A 17,970-nucleotide genomic window follows, 5' to 3' on the forward strand; every position below is an offset into this window, starting at 1 on the left:
GAACACGTCACGCTCTGATCGACCACTCTGTGACCACACAACACGCGCGCCACCCAAGCTCGGCTCTAGCCGAAGGGCAGCGCGCAGCGCTGAACAATCCCAGAAATCTCAGTGTACTGCACGGTGGTCTAACAAACCCAATCGGCTGGAACTCAACCGAGTCGGACGGTTGCGGTGGCTCGACCGAAAATCTTCTTGCCGTCCACCTTAGCCACGATGGCGATCACCGCACTGCGGGCCGCATCGTCGACCGAGCGTACCTTACCAGTCAGCTCGATCTCGGTACCGGTGCCGTTGTTCGGCACGTACACCGGGCTGGTGAAACGGACGTTGTACTCGAGTACCGCTCCCGGGTCTCCGAGCCAGGACGTGATGTACCCGGCTCCGACACCCATCGTCAGCATGCCGTGCGCGACCGCCATTGGCAAACCCACTGATCGCGCGACCTCGTCGTCCCAGTGAATCGGGTTCGGGTCGCCGGCGACACCGGCGTACTGGACGAGGTCGGAACGCGTCAGCGGCACGACCCGCTCGGGCAGCTCCTCCCCCACGACGACGTCCTCGAACTTGCGCAGCGCCATCTATTCGCCCCCCTCGACGTGCCGGCCCATCAGCGTGGTGTAGGTGGTGAGCACCGGCCCGCCGTCCTGGTCCGTGATGTCGTTGCGGGTGACGATGATGTCGCTGCCACCCATCACCCGGAACGAGTCGACGAAGACGTCGCAGTACAGCCTGTCGCCGACCTTCATCGGGCGGTGGAACACCAGGCGCTGGTCGGTGTGCAGGATGTTGCTCAGGTCGAGCTCCAGACCGAGTGTGTCGAAGAACTCCTCCTGCGCCAGGAAGCCGAACACCGAGATGAACGTCAGCGGCGCGATGAGAGCGTCGTACCCGAGCTCGGCCGCGGCCGCATCGTCGCGGAAGACCGGGTCGTCGTTCTTGACCGCACGCGCGTACTCGCGCACCTTCTCGCGGCCGACCTCGTAGTAGTCGCTGAACCTGTGATGCAGGCCAACGAGATCAGCATTCAGTTTCACGCAACACGACCTTCTCTGCACTGGACGCGGCAATGGGCCGGTCACGGGTCTCCCCGGCCGGCCCTGCTCGACACACGAAAAAACGCGTGCCCCGCAAGTCTGCGGGGCACGCGTTGGATGCTACTTGGATTCGCGATGCGCCTGGTGTGTTCCGCAGTTCGGGCAGAACTTCTTGATCTCGAGGCGATCGGGATCGTTGCGCCGGTTCTTCTTCGTGATGTAGTTCCGGTGCTTGCATACCTCGCAGGCCAAGGTGATCTTGGGACGAACGTCGGTGGAGGAGGCCACGGGTACGCCTTCTTTCAGGAAACTTATCTGGTCACTTCAACCCTGATCACGGTCGATCAGAGCCATCTGTCATGGTTTGTAGCGATGGCCGGACTTGAACCGGCGACACAACGATTATGAGTCGTTTGCTCTACCGACTGAGCTACACCGCCTCGATGCATCGGTGCCATTGTACGTGCGACACATGTACGCGGCACCCATCCAGCGAGCCCCCTAACGGAATCGAACCGTTGACCTTTTCCTTACCATGGAAACGCTCTGCCGACTGAGCTAAGGGGGCATGCTTCGCAGCACGTGTTCCGTGCGTTGAAGCCTCCAAGAGGTTACACAGTCTGTGTCCGGAGTTCCAAACCGCCTGGTCAGGACCCATTCTCATACTGTCCAACCACCAGGTCCCAGCAAGCGTGAACTCACTGGGACCCAGGTGTGGCAGGTGTAGGATTCGAACCTACGTAGGCGTAAGCCGACGGATTTACAGTCCGCTCCCATTGGCCGCTCGGGCAACCTGCCTGGTGTCATCCCGGGAAACTCCGGTGGATCCTTGCGGACCTGCCGGCGTCTCCCTGGCGCTTGAGAAGAATACATCTACCCGGGCGGGTAAATGCAAACCGTGTGGTTATCGTGGGTTCTCGAGCCCCCGGACGGGGTCGAGACCGACGAGGTAGGGAGAAAGACGTGGCGGATTCGTCCTTCGATGTGGTGAGCAAGGTGGACCGGCAGGAAGTGGACAACGCGCTGCACCAGGCCGAGAAGGAGCTGAACACGCGCTTCGACTTCCGGGGCACCGGCGCGGCCATCGAGTGGTCCGGCGAGGAGTCGATCACCCTGACCGCCGAAACCGAGGAGCGGCTCAAGGCGGCTCTCGACGTGTTCAAGGAGAAGCTGATCCGCCGCGACATCTCGCTCAAGGCCTTCGACGCGGGCGAACCTGCGCAGTCGGGCAAGGTCTACAAGCTCAGCGGGTCACTGGTGCAGGGCATCAGCACCGAGAACGCGAAGAAAATCTCCAAGAAGATCCGCGACGAGGGCCCGAAGGGCGTCAAGGCGCAGATCCAGGGTGACGAGCTGCGGGTGAGCAGCAAGAAGCGCGACGACCTCCAAGCCGTCATCGCCCTGCTCAAGGGCGAGGACTTCGGCATCGCGCTCCAGTTCGTCAACTACCGGTAGCGACACGGCGGACGCGCCGGCCACCCCGACGGGGTGACCGGCGCGTCCTGCTTTCCGGAGCCGGGTCAGGCGCCGGTCGGCACCGATTCCGCGTGCGGTGCCGGGACCCTGCCGTACGAACGTCGACGCGACCACCCCGGGCCGCCAGCAGCACCTCGAAGCCGGGCGCGGTCGCCGCGAGGAGCGTGCCGAGACTGACAGCGACATCGCGGTGACGAAAATCACCCGGATCGAGAATCGTTGCAGCAGATGGCCGGTCGCGGGGATGACGGTCGCCGTGGTGAGCAGGAACGCGGTGGTCGGCCACTGGGCGGTGCCCGCGGTGACGTTCAGGTCCGTCCTCAGGCGCGGCAGCGCGACGCCCATGACGGTCTCGTTCAGGATCACCACGAACGAGGCGACGACGAGCAGGCTGATCAGCAGCCGATCGGCGGAGGACAGGGCGGTCGACGAGGTGCGGTGCGTCACCGTCGGCGTCGCCTGGGGCTACGGCGAATCCACGCCGGCCTGGGAATTCATGCGTCCGAGAATGCCCGAGATCGCTCCGGGCCGAGTCAGCCCCCGACGATCGGCAACACCAACCGCTGCACCGGATCACCCGTGACGATGCTCACCTCGCGCGGTACGAGGCCGCCGCGGAAGTTGGAGTCACTGCCGGCGAGCACGACCCGCACGCTGTGGCCGGTGTCGAACCGGTGCACGATCACGGGCAACGTCACCTCGGTCAGGGCGCCCGGGTCGACGATCCGTACCGGTGCGACCTGCCCGTTGATCAGCGTGGCGGTGCCGTCGGGCGCCACGTCGTAGAGCTTGGCGAAGACCACGACGGCATCGAGGTCGCCGGTGACCGGCGTCGGCGTCGCCACCCGGACGGTCAGAGTGGGCGCGCCCACGACGTCCGTCGGAGCGTCGACCGCCTCCGACGTCCAGCCGACGGCGGCACCGGGCGGCTGGTTCTCGGGGCGGGGCCCGGGATCGACGCGGACGTTCGACGGTGTCGACCCGGCGGCGACGCCGGCGGCCGGCGTGGAGAACGTCTGTGTTCCGGGACCGATCGCGCCGGGCGCGGCGACCAGTCGGCCGTCGGCGGACAGGTACAGCGACCGCGGCTCCCCCACGTCCGGCGAGGGCGCCGCCACGTACCCGCTCGCGTCGTCGGCGGGGGCGGCCGTCCAGTCCCGGAAGTACGCGAAGGTGGGTCCGGTGCCGACCGGCGCCCCCTTCAGGTGGTGGTCGAACCAGTCGAGGTAACGCGCGGTCGTGTACTGCGAAGCCGGGTCGGGATTCGAGATCGCCCGCAGCCCCGGACCTGCCGCGCCGGTCGAGTGGCCGTTCTTCTGCCAGATCATCGCGACCTCGGTGCCCTGCGCCTGCAGCGCGTCGAACGTGGCCCGCGCCTCGTTCAGGTTGAACAGGGTGTCCTCTTCGCCCTGTATCAGCAGCACCGGAATCCGGACGCGGTCCACGTAGGACGCAACCGACACCGATCGCAGGAACTGCACGGCCAGCGGATCCGGGAAGCCCTGGGTCAGTGAGGTCACCAGTGCACCGCAGGTCCGGTCGTCGAAGTTGGGGCAGCCCAGCAGCTTCGTCGGGTCGCCCCGATAGCCGGCCTGGCCCGGCGCGATCAGCCCGGCCGAGGTGAAGACGGTCGTCCACGACGCCTTGGTCGCACCGGGAACCGTGCTGCTGACGCCGGTGATGGCACCGGTGCTGTTCGGTGCCAGCGAGTAGCTCAGGTCGTTCCAGGTGATCATCGGCACGATCGCGTCGATTCGCGGGTCCACGGCGGCAGCCGCGAACTGCACCGCGCCACCGTAGGAGCCGCCGACCATGCCGACCCGCGGGTCATCAGCGTGCGCCTGCCCGTCGTGGGCGACGGCGTCCCGGACGACGAGGTCGAGAACGGGCGCCGGACGCGTCCGCGCCGCGTCGAGGTACGCGACCCCGTCGGTACCGCCGAGGTACCCGACGAGGTCGGATGCGGCCCGGCCATCGGCGTCGGGACTGTCCAGGGTCACCTTGCAGCCGGATCCGCCGAAGCCGAGACCCGAGTACGCGAGGACCACGTAGCCCCGGGCGGCGAGGAACTCGGCGGCCGGGCGCCTGGCGTTCTTGTCCTGGCCGAATCCGTGTGTGGTGAGGACCGCGGGCGCCGGGTGGTCCGCGGACACCCCGGCCGGAACGTACAGGTCGCCCTCGACGGTGCAGTGCTGCGAGCCGTCCGGGCCGACGGTGGTGTCGAACCAGAGGGGCTGGACGGTGACACCGGATTCGGCCGCGGCCGCGGCCGACGGCGCCGCGAGGGACAGGACGATCCCCGCGACGACTGCCAGGACCGAGGCAGGCACCGTACGAGCCATCCGCCCCACCGCCTCGTGTCGTCTGGGACGTGAACCTACGCCACGGGGGCGGGCTCAGTCCGGCAAACGGCGTCCGGCCATGTTCTCGAGGCGCGCGATGCGGTCCGCCATCGGCGGGTGCGTCGAGAAGATCCGGCTCATCTTGTCGCCCGCCCGGAACGGGTTGGCGATCATCATGTGCGACTGCGCGGCGATCTTCGGTTCCGGGGCCAGCGGAGCGGCCTGCGTCCCGCGCTCGAGCTTGCGCAGCGCCGAGGCCAGCGCGAGCGGATCCCCGGTCAGTTCGGCGCCGGACTGGTCCGCCTGGTACTCGCGGGACCGCGAGACCGCCATCTTCACCACCGACGCCGCGATCGGCCCGAGCAGGGAGACCAGCAGCATCGCCAGGGGGTTGGGTCGGTCCTCGCCGCGACCACCGAACATCCCCGCGAACATCGCCATGTTCGCCAACCCGGAGATCACCGCGGCCATCGCCCCGGCCACCGACGAGATCAGGATGTCGCGGTTGTACACGTGCGACAGCTCGTGCCCGAGCACCGCCCGCAGCTCCCTTTCGTCGAGGATCTGCAGGATGCCCGACGTGCAGCAGACCGCGGCGTTGCGCGGATTGCGTCCCGTCGCGAACGCGTTCGGTGCCGCGGTCGGGCTGATGTACAGCCGCGGCATCGGCTGGTGCGCGGCGGTGGCGAGCTCACGCACGATCCGGTAGATGACCGGTGCCTCCACCTCGGTGATCGGCTGTGCGTGCATCGCCCGCAGCGCCAGCTTGTCGCTGTTGAAGTACGCGTAGGCGTTCACGCCCACGGCGAGTACCACCGAGAACACCAGGATCGTCGGGTTCCGGAACAGCGCACCGATGAAGACGATCAGGGCCGACATTCCGACGAGCAACACGAAGGTCTTGATCCCGTTCGAATACCGGTGCACGGCCGTCCCTTCTCTCACTGGTCCTCAGAGGTGAACGAAGAAATGCCTGGCAGGGTTCCCGATCGGGTCCCACCCGGACACCTCTCAGCCGACGCGTTCGACGGTGTAGTCGACGAGCCGGCGCAACGCCTCGTTCGCCGGTCCCTGCGGCAGCTCGGCCAGCTGGGCGTGAGCGGACCGCGCGGACTCCGCGAGCTTCGCCTTCGCCGCGACCATCCCCGCCGACCGCTCCAGCAGGACCAGAGCCTCGGCCACCTCGTCGTCGTCGGTGACCGGTCCGTCGAGCAGCACCCGCAGGCGGTCCGCGTCCGCACCCTCGTCCCGCAGCGCGTACAGGACCGGCAGGGTGTGCACCCCCTCCCGCAGGTCGGTGCCGGGTGTCTTGCCGGACTGCGCGGACACCGACGAGATGTCGATGATGTCGTCGGAGATCTGGAACGCCGTCCCGACCGCGTCACCGAGCCGCTCGAGCCGCACGACGTCGTCGGGGGACGCGCCGGAGAAGGTGCCACCGAACCGTCCGCACGCGGCGATCAGCGACCCGGTCTTCTCCCACACCACCTTCAGGTAGTGCTCGACCGGGTCCTGCTCCTCTTGCGCCCCGATCGTCTCGCGCATCTGCCCGGTGACCAGCGCCGCGAACGTCTCGGCGATGATCCGGACCGCGTCCGGGCCCAGTGTCGAGACCAACCGGGAGGCGTGCGCGAACAGGTAGTCGCCGGCGAGGATCGCGATGCTGTTGCCCCAGCGGGAGTTCGCGCTGGGCGCGCCGCGCCGCATCGACGCCTCGTCCATCACGTCGTCGTGGTACAGCGTCGCCAGGTGCACCAGTTCGACGACCGTCGCCGCGGTGACGACCGCAGGGTCGGTGCCGCGGGGCCCCAGCTGCGCGGTGAGGACCGTGAACAGCGGACGGAACCGCTTGCCGCCGGCCTTGGCCAGGTGCAGCGCCGCCTCCGTGAGGAAGTCCTCGCCGTCGGACAGCTCACTGACCAGCAACGCCTCGACGTCGGCCAGCCCCGTCCGCACCACGTCGGCCAGCGCCTGGTCGCCCAGATCCACACCGGCGACGACGGTGTTCGCCACTTCGCTCGTGCTCACGATCTCAGTACCCATCCTGTTCTCCGAGACACCCGGCAACACCCGACAACAACGACACCGAACGGTCGCAGCCGCGCCACGCGACCGCTGTCCGGTTCACGGTAGTGAATCCGTCGCCGCGACGGCTGACCGGGATCGAGTCGGGCGGCCGGACACGTTTCGTGACGGGACTGACAAGATACTGCCGTGGTCCCTTCGCCTTCCGAGCCCGACTCGCCCACATTCGTCTCGAGCGATCCGGTGACGGTCCCCGAGCGAGCCGAGGTGCTGGTCGTCGGGGCAGGTCCGGCGGGGGCAGCCGCCGCGGCGTGGGCGGCCCGGGAGGGCCGCGACGTGGTCCTCGCCGATGCCGCCACGTTCCCCCGTGACAAGACGTGCGGTGACGGTCTGACCCCCCGGGCGATCACGGAGCTGCGGCACCTGGGCCTCGGCGACTGGTTGTCCGGCCGCCCGGTCAATCGCGGTCTGCGCCTGACGGGTTTCGGCCGGGAGCTGCACATGCCGTGGCCCGAGGGGTCGTTTCCCGTCACCGGCAGCGCGGTGCCGCGCACCGAACTCGACGACCGGATCCGGCGCGTCGCCGTCGACGCGGGTGCGGCGATGGTGCAGGGCGCGAAGGCCGTCGGCGTCGACCGCGACGGCGACGCGGTCCGCGCGGTGACGCTGGCCACCGCGGACGGACCCCGGACCGTGCGGTGCGACCACCTGATCGTCGCCGACGGCGTGCGCTCGACCCTCGGCAAGCAGCTGGGCAGGCAGTGGCACCGCGACACCGCGTACGGCGTCGCGGCCCGCGCCTACGTCGACTCGGGACGCTCCGACGACGAGTGGATCACCTCGCATCTCGAGCTGCGTGACGCCGCGGGCACGGTGCAGTCCGGGTACGGCTGGGTGTTTCCGCTGGGCGGGGGACGCGTCAACATCGGGGTCGGGACGCTCGCGACCGCCGCCCGCCCGGCACCGGGGGCGCTGCGGCCGCTGATCGAGCTGTACGCGAGCGCGCGTCGCACCGACTGGGAGCTGGACGGCCCGATCCGGTCGGTGGCGTCGGCGCTGCTTCCGATGGGCGGTGCGGTGTCGGGGGTGGCCGGCCGGAACTGGGCGTTGATCGGCGACGCCGCGGCCTGCGTGAACCCGCTCAACGGGGAGGGCATCGACTACGGCCTCGAAACGGGCCGGATGGTGGCGGACGCCCTGTCGGCGGGCGACCTGACCGACCTGTGGCCCGCGCTGCTGCGTCAGCGCTACGGACGTGCCTTCTCCGTCGCCCGCCGTCTGGCGGGCCTGCTGACGGTGCCGCGGACGCTGCCCGTGAGCGGTCCGGTCGCCATGCGGTCACGGGCGCTGATGACGGTCGCGGTCCGGGTGATGGGCAACCTCGTCACCGACGCGGACACCGACCTGACCGCCCGAGCCTGGCGTGCGGCCGGGGCGACGTCGCTGCGCGTGGACTCCCGGCCGCCGTTCAGCTGATCCGCGACGACCGCGCATTCACGAGAGCCCGAACGCCGGGAACCGCCCGACCACCGGCTCCCGGAGGAAGGCCACCCGCGCCCGACCCCGGGCCGGGCCGGGCTCGTCGCCCTCGATCGTCGCGTAGATCCAAGGCCCCTCGTCGAGCTCGACGATCGCGATGGTCAGGGGGTCGAGCCCGGGCTGCGCGTGCGGGGCCGCCGCCGTCGCGGGGTCGAGTTGCGCCCAGGACAGCACGGTGCCGCGACCGGTCGACGGCACCGAGTCGAGGGGGCCGCCGCACGTCGGGCAGACCCAGGCGTCGGGCCCGGACAGGGTGGTGCAGGGCCCGCAGGACCGCAGCATGAACGTCGGCGGGGCGAGCGGAGCGACGGGGTGCGGCTCGGCCTCGAGCGGCCGGGTGATCGCCTCCACGCTCATGCCGACACCGATTCCTGCTCGCGGACCAGGATCCGGGTCATCGCCTCGGCGAACTGCCCCGGCTCACCGATGGGCCAGCAGTGGTTGCCGGGCACCATCACGACGTTCGGATCGCCGAGTGCGGTCCGGATCGATTCGAAGCTGGCCACCGGGATCACGGTGTCGCTGGTGCCCCACAGCAGCGTCACCGGCAACCCGCGTTCGGCGAGCCGGGACAGTTCGGGCCGCAGGTCCGCGGTGCGGGCCAGGTGCGCGGAGCGCCACACCGCCATCGGTGCGCGCAGAACGTTCGGCAGCGCCACCCCGGCGACCGCACCGAGGACCTGACCGATCGACCGGGAGCCGATGGCGTCGGCCTGCAGTTGCAGCACCCAGTCCCACAGCGGCCGCTCGCCGATGTGCCGTTCGATCCCGGACTGGGACGACCAGACGGCGCCGCCAACGGAGTTGACGAGGACGAGTTCCTCGACGTGGTCGGGCAGGTCGTGCGCGGCGCGAGTGGCGACACCACCGCCGAACGAGTGCCCGACGATCGTCACCGGCCCGCGGATGCCGACCTCGTCGATGAACCGGCCGACCCAGCGCGCGTACCCGTCCAGGTTCCGCTCCCCCGTGGGCAGTTCCGGGGTACCGCCGAGACCGGGCATGGCCGGCGCGTACACCCGCACCCCGCGGTGGGCGAGTTCCCGGATGGCCGCCTGGTAGGAGGCGGGGCCGATCCCCCAGCCGTGCAGGAACACCACCGGCCGCCCATGACCACCCACCGCGTAGGAGACGGGGGAACGATCGACGCGGACCCGCCGCCATCGGATGTCGTGGGACGGCGGTTGGACGTCGGTGGGCGACGAAGGTACTGCGAACTCGTACATCGGGGACCTCGACTTCGGGGCACTGGCTGCCGTGGTGTCGCCGGAACTGCCTGCGCCCCGGCGACGATGCTGGTTGAGACGTCCATCACGGTGCCTGGTCGAGCGGAAGTCCACGACGGTCGAACTACCCGGACGGGTACCTGTTTTCGGGTTTCCAGGTACCTGCGTTCACAGGAAATCGCGAGTCAGTTCGCAGGTGCCCCGACGGTGCCGGAACCCGGCCCGACCTGGGCCTGCTCCACCACCCACGCGGCGATCTGCGTGCGGGAGTTGAAGCCCAGTTTCGCGAGTACGTGCTCGACGTGCCCCTGCGCGGTCCGCTGCGAGATCACCAGCTTCGCGGCGATCGCCTTGTTCGTCAGCCCCTGCGCGACCAGCTCCGCGACCTGCTGTTCGCGCCGGGTCAGGGCGACAACCTCCACCGGCGGCAGCGCGGCGGCCTGCTGCTCGCCGAGCGCGTACGCGACCACCTCGTCACACGTCATCGACCGCCCCTGCCGCAGGGCCGACTCGAACACCGAGTCGGCCAGCGCGTCGCGGGTCCGCTTCTCCGCCTCCTCGTGGTGGATCAGCACGTTGGGCACGAGCACCGTCGGACTGCCCACGGCCTGCGACCGCGCCTGCGCCGCCCCCATCAGCACCGCGGCGCGGCGGTACCGGCCGTCGGCGGCGGCGATCCAGGCGAGTACCTCGACGCAGGAGCTGCAGCCGAGGGGGTCGTCGACGACCCGACTCAGGCGCAGTCCCTGTTCGACCAGATCGGTCGCCGTGTCGGGCTCGTCCGACCACCGATGGAGCGCCACCGCGAGCAGCGAGTACTCACGGATCGCCGACTCCCCGTGCTCCTCGGTGATGTCGAGGACCTCCTCGTGGCACGCGATCGCCTTGTCCTCCTCGCCGACGACACCCGCCGCGACCGCACACCCGACCAGCGCGGTGGTCAGGCGCAGCAGGTCACCCTCCTCCCGGAAGCGGGCGATGACGACGTCGAAGCCCGCGATGGCCTCGGCGAGACGGCCCGCGAACAGCGCCACGGACGCCGACGCCAGGTTCGCCAGCAACTCGGCGCGCGGATCGCCGAGCGCGTCCGCCACCGCCTGGCACCGCGACACCAGGGCCTGGGCCCGCGGCAGGTCGCCCTGCGTGCCCGCGAGGACACTGTCCACGTACAGCGCCCTGACCCGGTCGAGGTCGGGGCGGTCGGGGTCGCGGTCGAGGACCCGGTCCAGCCAGTGCCTGCCCTCGCTGGACATGCCGCGGCACAACCAGTACGGATACAGCGCGGCGGCCATCCTCAGCCCGGCGTCCACCTCGCCTGGTTCGGTGACGCAGAAGCTCGTCGCGTCCCTGAGGTTGGGTTGTTCGCGGTCGAGGCGCCGGATCCACTCGACCTGGTCCGGTCCGATCCATTCGGCCTCGGCGGACCTCGCCAATGCCTCGTACCAGTCCCGGTGCCTGCGCTGCTGGTCGGTGTACGTCCCGGCGTCACGCAGTTTCTCGTGACCGTACTCGCGGAGAGTCTCGAGCATCCGGTACCGGACCGTGCCCGCCGCCTCCTCGCGGATCAGGATCGACTTGTCGACGAGCGACGCGAGCCCGTCGAGCAGGTCCATCGACGACAGGTCGCCGCCGCACACACCCTCCGCGGCGTCGAGTTCGACACTCCCCGCGAACACCGACAGCCGGTGCCAGAGCGTCTGTTCGACCTCGCTGCACAGTTCGTGGCTCCAGTCGATGCTCATCCGCAGGGACTGCTGCCGGGTCGGGGCGCCGCGACTGCCCTTCGTCAACAGCTGGCAGCGGTCGGTGAGCCGGTCGAGAATCTGCTCGGGCGACATCGCGCGCAGCCGCACCGCGGCCAGTTCGATCGGCAGCGGCAGGCCGTCCAGCCGGTGACAGATCGCGGCGACGACGACGTGGTTCGCCTCGGACAGCGCGAAGCCCGGGACGGCGGCCGCGGCGCGCTCGACGAACAGGGAGATCGCCTCGTAGTGGGGCAGCCCCTGCAGTCGGGGTGGCCGTTCGGGGTCGGGGACGGTCAGCGACGGCACCCGCAGCACCGCCTCGGCCCCGATCGCGAGCGGTTCCCGGCTGGTCGCGAGGACCCGCAGGTCGGGGCAGGTCCGCAGCAGCGCTCCGGCGAGGTCGGCGACGGCGTCGACGAGGTGTTCGCAGTTGTCGAGCAGCAGCAGCAGGTTCCGCGACGCCAGGTGCTCGGTGAGCAGGGTCAGCGGCGGCAGCCCGGGCTGCTCACGCAGTCCGAGCGCGGCGGCGACCGTGTCCGGGACGAGATCGGGGTCGTGCAGTTCGCCCAGTTCGACGAGCCACACGCCGTCGGCGAACGTGCGCCGTGCGTCGTCGGCGACCCGCAGCGCCAGCCGCGTCTTCCCGACCCCACCGATGCCGGTGAGCGTGACGAGCCGCGACACCGACAGCAGGCGGCGCGCTTCGATGAGTTCGCGGCGACGTCCGACGAAACTGGTCAGTTCCTGAGGCAGATTCCCCTGCGCCCCGCTACCGGCGGACTGCTTCATCATCGCGACACTCCCGTCCTTCCCCCCAAGGCGGCCCCACCCGCCCGAGTATTACCGACGGGCGCGATGCAGTGCGACGATTCCGCCGGTCAAGTTGCGCCACTGGACGTCTCGCCAGCCCGCGGCCTCGATGGTCCGGGCCAGCTCCTCCTGCGGAGGCCAGGCACGGATCGACTCGGCGAGGTAGACGTAGGCGTCCGGGTTGGAGCTGACGGCCCGCGCCACCCGGGGCAGGGCCCGCATCAGGTACTCCATGTAGAGGGTGCGGAACGGACCGAAGGTCGGGGTGGAGAATTCGCTGACCACGAGGCGGCCGCCCGGCTTGGTGACCCGGGCGATCTCGCGCAGACCGGCCTCGAAGTCCGAGACGTTGCGCAGACCGAAGGAGATGGTGGCGGCGTCGAACACGGCGTCGGCGTAGGGCAGGGCCATCGCGTCGCCCGCGACCATGGGCACCCGGCGGGAGGCACCGGCATGCAGCATGCCCTTCGAGAAGTCGGTGGCGACGACCCAGGCGCCGGAACGTCCGAGCTCGACGGTCGACACCCCGGTGCCGGCCGCGAGGTCGAGGACCCGCTCCCCCGGCTTCAGGTCGAGCGCCGCGCGGGTCGCCTTGCGCCACTGCCGGTCCTGCCCGAACGACAGGACGGTGTTCGTCAGGTCGTACCGCCGCGCGACGCCGTCGAACATCGACGCGACCTCGTGCGGTTCCTTCTCCAGCGAGGCCCGCGAGCCATTGGTTGCTGCCACACCGCCAACCGTACAGGCGCGACTGCTCACGCGGTCCGGCGCTCCGTGATGCGCGGCGGGTCCATCACCTGCGCGTAGTGCCCGAGCAGTTCGCCGCACACGGCGGGCCAGGTGCGGCGCAGCACCGACCGGCGGGCCGCCTCCCCGAACCGGGTGCGCAGCAGCGGGTCGCGCAGTGCGGCCACGGCGCTGGGGAGCAGTTCGGTGAACCGGTCGACGGGCAGCAGGTAGCCGTTGCGGCAGTGCTCGACGAGGTCGCGGGGACCACCGGCGTCGGGCCCGATCACCGGGACGCCGCTGGCGAGTGCCTCCTGGACGGCCTGGCAGAACGTCTCGTGTTCGCCCGGGTGCACGAAGACGTCGAGGCCGGCGTAGGCGCGGGCGAGGTCGTCGCCGCCGAGGTGGCCGGTGAACACCGCCGACGGCATCATCCGGGTCAGCCGGTCCCGCTCCGGGCCGTCCCCGACCACCACCAGTTGCACCGAGGGGTCCTCGGCGAGGACCGCCAACCGCTCGACGTGCTTCTCGGGCGCGAGCCTTCCGACGTAGCCGACGATCGTCCGCGTCCCGCCCGGGTCCCAGCTCGACCGCAGCGCACGGTCGCGTCGGGTCGGGGCGAACCGGACCGCGTCCACGCCGCGCCCCCACAGGTACACCCGCGGCACGCCCTGCGCGATCAGGTCGTCCGCCGCCGCGGTCGAGGGAGCCAGGGTGCGGGCCGCGCCGCGGTGCACGCGCCGCGTCCAGCGCCACGCGGCGCGGCTGGTCAACCCGAGCCCGTAGCTGCGGGCGAACCCGGCGACGTCGGTCTGGTAGACCGCGACGGCGGGGACGCCGATCCGATGGGCGGCGGCCAGTCCCCCGGCGCCGAGCAGGAACGGCGACGCCAGGTGCACGACGTCGGGGGCGAATTCGCGCATCGCCGTCAGCATCGAGGGCTGCGGGATGCCGACGGGCAGCGAACTGATCCGCGGCACCTGCACCGCGGGGACCCGGTGCACGGGCACCCCGGCGTGCTCGGTCGCGGCGCGTGGACCGCTGTGGGCGCGTCCGCCCGGGACTCCGGGGGCCACGATCAGGACGGGGTGCCCGCACCGACGCAGATGCTCGACCACCCGGACCACCGAGTGGCTGACCCCGTTCACGTTCGGCAGGAACGATTCGGCGACAACGGCTATGCGCACGTCCACCAGTGTGGGCCGCGCCCGCGACGGGCGCGGGCGCAGCGGGTGAAGCCGACACGAACTCCCGGCGACCGGTGTGTGCCAGTCAGTCCGGTCGGCGCCGGCGCAGGAACCACAGGACCGGCCCGACGATCAGCCACGTCACCACGATCACCGACCCGGCCGGGACCAGTGCCACCCGCACGTCCCGGCCCGAGACGCGCACCAGGTCGGGGTCGGAGCGAGCGTACTCGACGTCGATGCGCTGACCGGCGGTCAGGTTGGTCGGGTACAGGACGCCCAGCCGCGGGGTGTGGGTGACGCCGTCCGGGGTCACGAAGCTGACCGCCGACCGGAGGGCACCCGCCGACAGGACCTCCGCGGTGGCCACACCCTTGTCGGAGTTGATGGTGTGGTCGTTGCGCCAGGCGGCGAGGACGAGCAGGACCGCGAGCAGCGAGATCCCGGCCGCGACGACGAGCACCGCGCGGATCGTCCGCCGCGTCGCCGTCTCGGTCACAGTTGCGCCCGGATCGCGGCGTGCAGTTCCCGCAGCCCGGAGCGGTCGGTGGCGACCTCGAGCACCCGGACGCCGCCGCCGAACGGCTGCGCGAGCTCCGCGGTCAGCTCGTCGGGGGTGACGGCGCGGTGCGCGACGCGGTAGGCGGCGCACAGTGCCGACAGGTCCATACCGTGCGGGGTGCCGAAGATTCGCTCGAAGACGCCCGCGTACTGCGGATCGCCCTGTTCGAGGAGTTCGAAGATGCCGCCGCCGTCATCGTTGGCGACGACGATCGTCAGGTCCTTCGGTCGCGGCTCCCCGGTACCGATCAGCAGCCCGGATGCGTCGTGCAGGAACGTCAGGTCGCCCATCAGTGCGACGGTGCGGCCCGCGCCCGCGGCGTCGGCGGCCAGGGCCGCGCCGACCGCGGCGGAGACGGTGCCGTCGATACCGGCGACGCCGCGGTTCGACAGCACCCGGACGCCGGGCCGCGGGTATCCGACGAGGGCGGCGTCGCGGACCGGGTTGGACGCGCCGAGCAGCAGCTGGTCGCCGTCGTGCAGGGCGTCGACGACGGCTGCGGCGACGTGCAGTCCGGTCGGTCGCGGGTGCGTGGACAGCTGTTGCCGCACCGCCTTGTCCGCGTGCTCGGTGAGGTGCCTGCACCGCTCGGTCCAGGCCTGCGTCGGGGCGCCGCGCACGACGGCGCGGGTGCCGGTGGCGACCACGTTGCCGGAGACGTCGGGCCAGCGGGGGCCGGTGGTCAGCGCGAACACCGACACCCGCGGGTCGGCGAGCAGCTTCGACACCGGCCGGTGCAGGGTCGGGCGACCGGTGATGATCGCCTGCCGCGGATTGAGCTGCGGCAACGCGAGCGGATGCAGCGGCAGCCCGTGCAGCGGTGCGGTCGGTTCGGCGACCGTGGGCAGCCCGACGAGTTCGGGGCGGTGCGCCGACCCGTGGCCGGAGATCACGACGGTGTCGGGAGTGAGGTCGATCTCGAGCGGCACGTCGAGGGTGGCGTGCACGGTGGTGGTCCAGGAGGCGCCGCCGGGCCTGCCCTCCGGCGCGGGACCCTGGGGGTGGACGTCCGGGACGAGGGGTTCGCGCAGTGGGATGTCGAAGTGGACGGGTCCGGCGTTGCCGGAGCGGGTGCCGCGGGCGGCGGCGAGCACCCGGCACACCGCCGACCGCCACTGGCTGTTCTGGTCGCTGGAGTGGAGCCCGCGAAGCGGCCCCTCGGTGCTGCCCTCCTCGGCGAGCCCGAGGCTGATCGTGGCGCGGACCTGCGTGCCGAACAGGCCGAGCTGTTCGACGGTCTGGTTGGCGCCGGTGCCGAGCATCTCGTAGGGCCGGTTCGCGGACAGCACCACGAGCGGAACCCGGGCGTAGTTGGCCTCGAGCACGGCCGGGCCGAGGTTCGCGACGGCGGTCCCGGAGGTCATCACGATCGGCACCGGCCGACCGGACGAGACGGCCAGTCCGAGCGCCAGGAATCCGGCGGTGCGCTCGTCGATCCGCAGGTGCAGCCGCACCCGTCCGGCGGCGTCGGCGGCCTGCAGCGCGAAGGCCAGCGGGGCGTTGCGCGAACCCGGGCAGAGCACGACGTCACGGACCCCGCCGCGGATCAGTTCGTCGACGACAGCGGTGGCCTGGGCGGTGGACGGATTCACGTGTCCAGGGTGTCAGACGAACACGGCGGACCGGTTCAGGGGGCGGACGGGCGCGCTTGGCACCATGGGCTGATGCGCACGCTCTTCGATGCCGACGAGATCTCGGCACATCGGATGTATGCCCTGTTGACGGCGTCGGTGGTCCCGCGGCCCATCGCGTGGGTCTCGACGGTCTCGGCGGACGGCGTGGCGAACCTCGCGCCGTACAGCTTCTTCACGGTCGCCTCGGTGACCCCGGCGATCGTCCAGTTCACCTCGGTGACCCGCAAGGACAGCCTGGAGAACATCGAGGCGACCGGCGAGTTCGTGGTGAACCTGGCGTCGGAGTCGCTGGCCGAGCGCGTGAACGCCACCTCGGCGACGTTCCCGCCGGACGTCGACGAGTTCGACGCGGTCGGGCTGACCCGGGAGCCGAGCGCGCTGGTGGCGCCGCCCCGCGTGGCCGAGTCGCCGATCGCGATCGAGTGCGGCCTGCACCGGGTGATCGAGGTCGGTGACAGCTTCGTGGTGATGGGCACGGTCCGCGCGGTCGCGGTGCGTTCGGAGGTGCTCGCGGAGGACGGGCTGCCGGCGTTCGCGGCGATCGCGCCGCTGAGCAGACTGGGCCGCACCGAGTGGGGGTTGACGCCGCAGGTTCGGGTGATCGAGCGTCCGGGACGGCCCGAATGACCCGCCGGGTGTCTTAGGATTGCCTGAGCTAACCGAGACCCAGAGGACGTGGCGATGGCCAAGCGCAGCAAGTACGTCAAACCCGAGCACCGCGAATTCCTGCACGCGCGGGTCCTCGGCAGCAAGCAGATCAGCCCCCACTTCGTCCGGGTGACGATCGGCGGGCAGGACCTGAACTCCTACACCCCGCTGGGCTTCGACCAGTGGTTCCGACTGTTCCTGCGCGAGCCCGGACAATCCGAGCTGCGACTGCCGACCACGACGAGCAAGCTGTGGTACGCCCAGTACCTGGCGATGTCGAAGGCGAGCCGGCCGGTGATCCGCAACTACACGGTCCGGTCGTACCGGCCGGCCACGGACGCCCGGTACGGCGACACCCCCGAGATCGACATCGACTTCGTGTGCCACGGCAGCGGCGACGACGCGGGACCGGCATCGACGTGGGCGCAGTCGGCGACGCCGGGCGAGGAGGTGGCGCTGCTCGACGAGGGGCTGATCCACAACCCCGCCCCGGAGGCCCGCCGCCTGCTGCTGGCCGGCGACGAGAGCGCCCTGCCCGCGATCGCGGGGATCCTGCGGTCCTCACCGGACGACGCGTGCGGAGAGGTGTTCCTGGAGATTCCGCAGTCCGACGACGCCCAGGAACTGCGCGTGCCGGACGGGATGACGGTGCACTGGTTGCCCCGCGCCGATCCGCACGACCGGCCCGGGACGCTGGCGCTGGAGGCGGTGCGGTCGGCGAAGCTCGCCGACCTGCCCGACTACGCGTTCGTGGCGGGCGAGCAGGCGCTGGCGGCCGGCGTCCGCCGCAACCTGGTGAACGATCGCGGGATGCCGAAGCCGGAGGTCGCGTTCACCGGCTTCTGGCGCTTCGGCCACGCCGCCGGCTAGCTGCGCTTCGCGCAGTGGTGGGGGGTGGGGGGGGCCCCCCCCCCCCACCCCACCCCAGCCCAGTGGGCAACAACGCCCGGGGGTCAACCCAGCGGCGGCGGCGCGGGGGTGTCGGACCGCGCGGGATTCGTCGGGCCCAGCCG

17 protein-coding genes, 3 tRNA genes and 1 pseudogene are annotated in these 17,970 nt (G+C 70.9%); 4 read left to right on the forward strand and 17 right to left on the reverse strand.

The window, feature by feature from the left end:
• Positions 1-152: 152 nt before the first annotated feature.
• The 6 genes from hadB to ACFYVR_RS11780 form a co-directional block, all read right to left on the reverse strand.
• Positions 153-581, reverse strand: a complete 429-nt coding sequence (gene hadB, locus ACFYVR_RS11755; RefSeq protein ID WP_387472961.1) for a (3R)-hydroxyacyl-ACP dehydratase subunit HadB — start codon at positions 579-581, stop codon at positions 153-155.
• Positions 582-1,037, reverse strand: a complete 456-nt coding sequence (gene hadA / locus ACFYVR_RS11760) for a (3R)-hydroxyacyl-ACP dehydratase subunit HadA (RefSeq protein WP_387472963.1) — start codon at positions 1,035-1,037, stop codon at positions 582-584. It abuts the gene before it with no gap.
• Between the two features lie 120 nt (positions 1,038-1,157).
• On the reverse strand, positions 1,158-1,325 hold the full coding sequence (gene rpmG / locus ACFYVR_RS11765; protein ID WP_387472965.1) for a 50S ribosomal protein L33: 168 nt from the start codon (positions 1,323-1,325) through the stop codon (positions 1,158-1,160).
• Between the two features lie 79 nt (positions 1,326-1,404).
• A tRNA-Met gene (locus ACFYVR_RS11770) sits at positions 1,405-1,477 on the reverse strand.
• A gap of 55 nt (positions 1,478-1,532) precedes the next feature.
• A tRNA-Thr gene (locus tag ACFYVR_RS11775) sits at positions 1,533-1,605 on the reverse strand.
• Between the two features lie 147 nt (positions 1,606-1,752).
• Positions 1,753-1,835 (reverse strand) — tRNA-Tyr (locus ACFYVR_RS11780).
• Between the two features lie 165 nt (positions 1,836-2,000).
• Between ACFYVR_RS11780 and ACFYVR_RS11785 the strand changes: the two genes are divergently transcribed.
• The gene (locus ACFYVR_RS11785; RefSeq protein WP_387472967.1) at positions 2,001-2,492 is read left to right on the forward strand and encodes a YajQ family cyclic di-GMP-binding protein; all 492 of its coding nucleotides are present in this window, start codon (positions 2,001-2,003) and stop codon (positions 2,490-2,492) included.
• Positions 2,493-2,741: 249 nt separating this feature from the next.
• On the opposite strand, the pseudogene ACFYVR_RS11790 reads toward ACFYVR_RS11785, so the two are convergent.
• The 4 genes and pseudogenes from ACFYVR_RS11790 to ACFYVR_RS11805 form a co-directional block, all read right to left on the reverse strand.
• Positions 2,742-2,858, reverse strand: a pseudogene (locus tag ACFYVR_RS11790) (hypothetical protein); the annotation flags it as partial.
• A gap of 188 nt (positions 2,859-3,046) precedes the next feature.
• Positions 3,047-4,855, reverse strand: coding sequence for a CocE/NonD family hydrolase (locus ACFYVR_RS11795; RefSeq protein ID WP_387472969.1), 1,809 nt, complete (start codon positions 4,853-4,855; stop codon positions 3,047-3,049).
• 54 nt (positions 4,856-4,909) lie between these two features.
• The gene (gene htpX, locus ACFYVR_RS11800) at positions 4,910-5,782 is read right to left on the reverse strand and encodes a zinc metalloprotease HtpX (RefSeq protein WP_387472971.1); all 873 of its coding nucleotides are present in this window, start codon (positions 5,780-5,782) and stop codon (positions 4,910-4,912) included.
• 84 nt (positions 5,783-5,866) lie between these two features.
• The gene (locus tag ACFYVR_RS11805) at positions 5,867-6,898 is read right to left on the reverse strand and encodes a polyprenyl synthetase family protein (RefSeq protein WP_387472973.1); all 1,032 of its coding nucleotides are present in this window, start codon (positions 6,896-6,898) and stop codon (positions 5,867-5,869) included.
• 225 nt (positions 6,899-7,123) lie between these two features.
• On the opposite strand from ACFYVR_RS11805, the gene ACFYVR_RS11810 reads away from it, so the two are divergent.
• Positions 7,124-8,356 (forward strand): geranylgeranyl reductase family protein, encoded by a 1,233-nt coding sequence (locus tag ACFYVR_RS11810; protein ID WP_387472975.1) that lies wholly within the window; start codon positions 7,124-7,126, stop codon positions 8,354-8,356.
• An 18-nt stretch (positions 8,357-8,374) separates the two neighbouring features.
• Here the strand turns inward: ACFYVR_RS11810 and ACFYVR_RS11815 are convergent, their stop codons facing one another.
• The 7 genes from ACFYVR_RS11815 to menD all read right to left on the reverse strand — a co-directional run bounded on the left by ACFYVR_RS11815 (position 8,375) and on the right by menD (position 16,267).
• A complete protein-coding gene (locus ACFYVR_RS11815) occupies positions 8,375-8,776 on the reverse strand; it encodes a Zn-ribbon domain-containing OB-fold protein (RefSeq protein WP_387472977.1) in 402 nt (133 codons plus the stop codon).
• Positions 8,773-9,645 carry an alpha/beta fold hydrolase gene (locus tag ACFYVR_RS11820; RefSeq protein ID WP_387472979.1) on the reverse strand — a complete coding sequence of 291 codons (873 nt, stop codon included), beginning with the start codon at positions 9,643-9,645 and terminating at the stop codon, positions 8,773-8,775. Before ACFYVR_RS11820 ends, ACFYVR_RS11815 begins: the two co-directional genes overlap by 4 nt.
• Positions 9,646-9,830: 185 nt before the next feature.
• A complete protein-coding gene (locus ACFYVR_RS11825; protein ID WP_387473133.1) occupies positions 9,831-12,179 on the reverse strand; it encodes an ATP-binding protein in 2,349 nt (782 codons plus the stop codon).
• A 51-nt stretch (positions 12,180-12,230) separates the two neighbouring features.
• The gene (locus tag ACFYVR_RS11830) at positions 12,231-12,929 is read right to left on the reverse strand and encodes a demethylmenaquinone methyltransferase (protein ID WP_387472981.1); all 699 of its coding nucleotides are present in this window, start codon (positions 12,927-12,929) and stop codon (positions 12,231-12,233) included.
• Between the two features lie 26 nt (positions 12,930-12,955).
• Positions 12,956-14,113 (reverse strand): glycosyltransferase family 4 protein, encoded by a 1,158-nt coding sequence (locus ACFYVR_RS11835; protein WP_387472983.1) that lies wholly within the window; start codon positions 14,111-14,113, stop codon positions 12,956-12,958.
• 85 nt (positions 14,114-14,198) lie between these two features.
• Positions 14,199-14,612 carry a DUF3592 domain-containing protein gene (locus ACFYVR_RS11840; protein ID WP_387472985.1) on the reverse strand — a complete coding sequence of 138 codons (414 nt, stop codon included), beginning with the start codon at positions 14,610-14,612 and terminating at the stop codon, positions 14,199-14,201.
• Positions 14,609-16,267, reverse strand: a complete 1,659-nt coding sequence (gene menD / locus ACFYVR_RS11845) for a 2-succinyl-5-enolpyruvyl-6-hydroxy-3-cyclohexene-1-carboxylic-acid synthase (RefSeq protein ID WP_387472987.1) — start codon at positions 16,265-16,267, stop codon at positions 14,609-14,611. The genes ACFYVR_RS11840 and menD overlap by 4 nt, the downstream gene beginning before the upstream one ends.
• Before the next feature lie 72 nt (positions 16,268-16,339).
• On the opposite strand from menD, the gene ACFYVR_RS11850 reads away from it, so the two are divergent.
• A complete protein-coding gene (locus ACFYVR_RS11850) occupies positions 16,340-16,936 on the forward strand; it encodes a flavin reductase family protein (protein WP_387472989.1) in 597 nt (198 codons plus the stop codon).
• Between the two features lie 54 nt (positions 16,937-16,990).
• Positions 16,991-17,827: a siderophore-interacting protein gene (locus ACFYVR_RS11855; RefSeq protein WP_387472991.1), complete on the forward strand. Its 837-nt coding sequence runs from the start codon at positions 16,991-16,993 to the stop codon at positions 17,825-17,827.
• Positions 17,828-17,970: the final 143 nt, after the last annotated feature.

Origin of the sequence: Rhodococcus sp. NPDC003318 (genome assembly GCF_042879035.1) — a bacterium.
Classification (GTDB): domain Bacteria; phylum Actinomycetota; class Actinomycetes; order Mycobacteriales; family Mycobacteriaceae; genus Rhodococcus_G.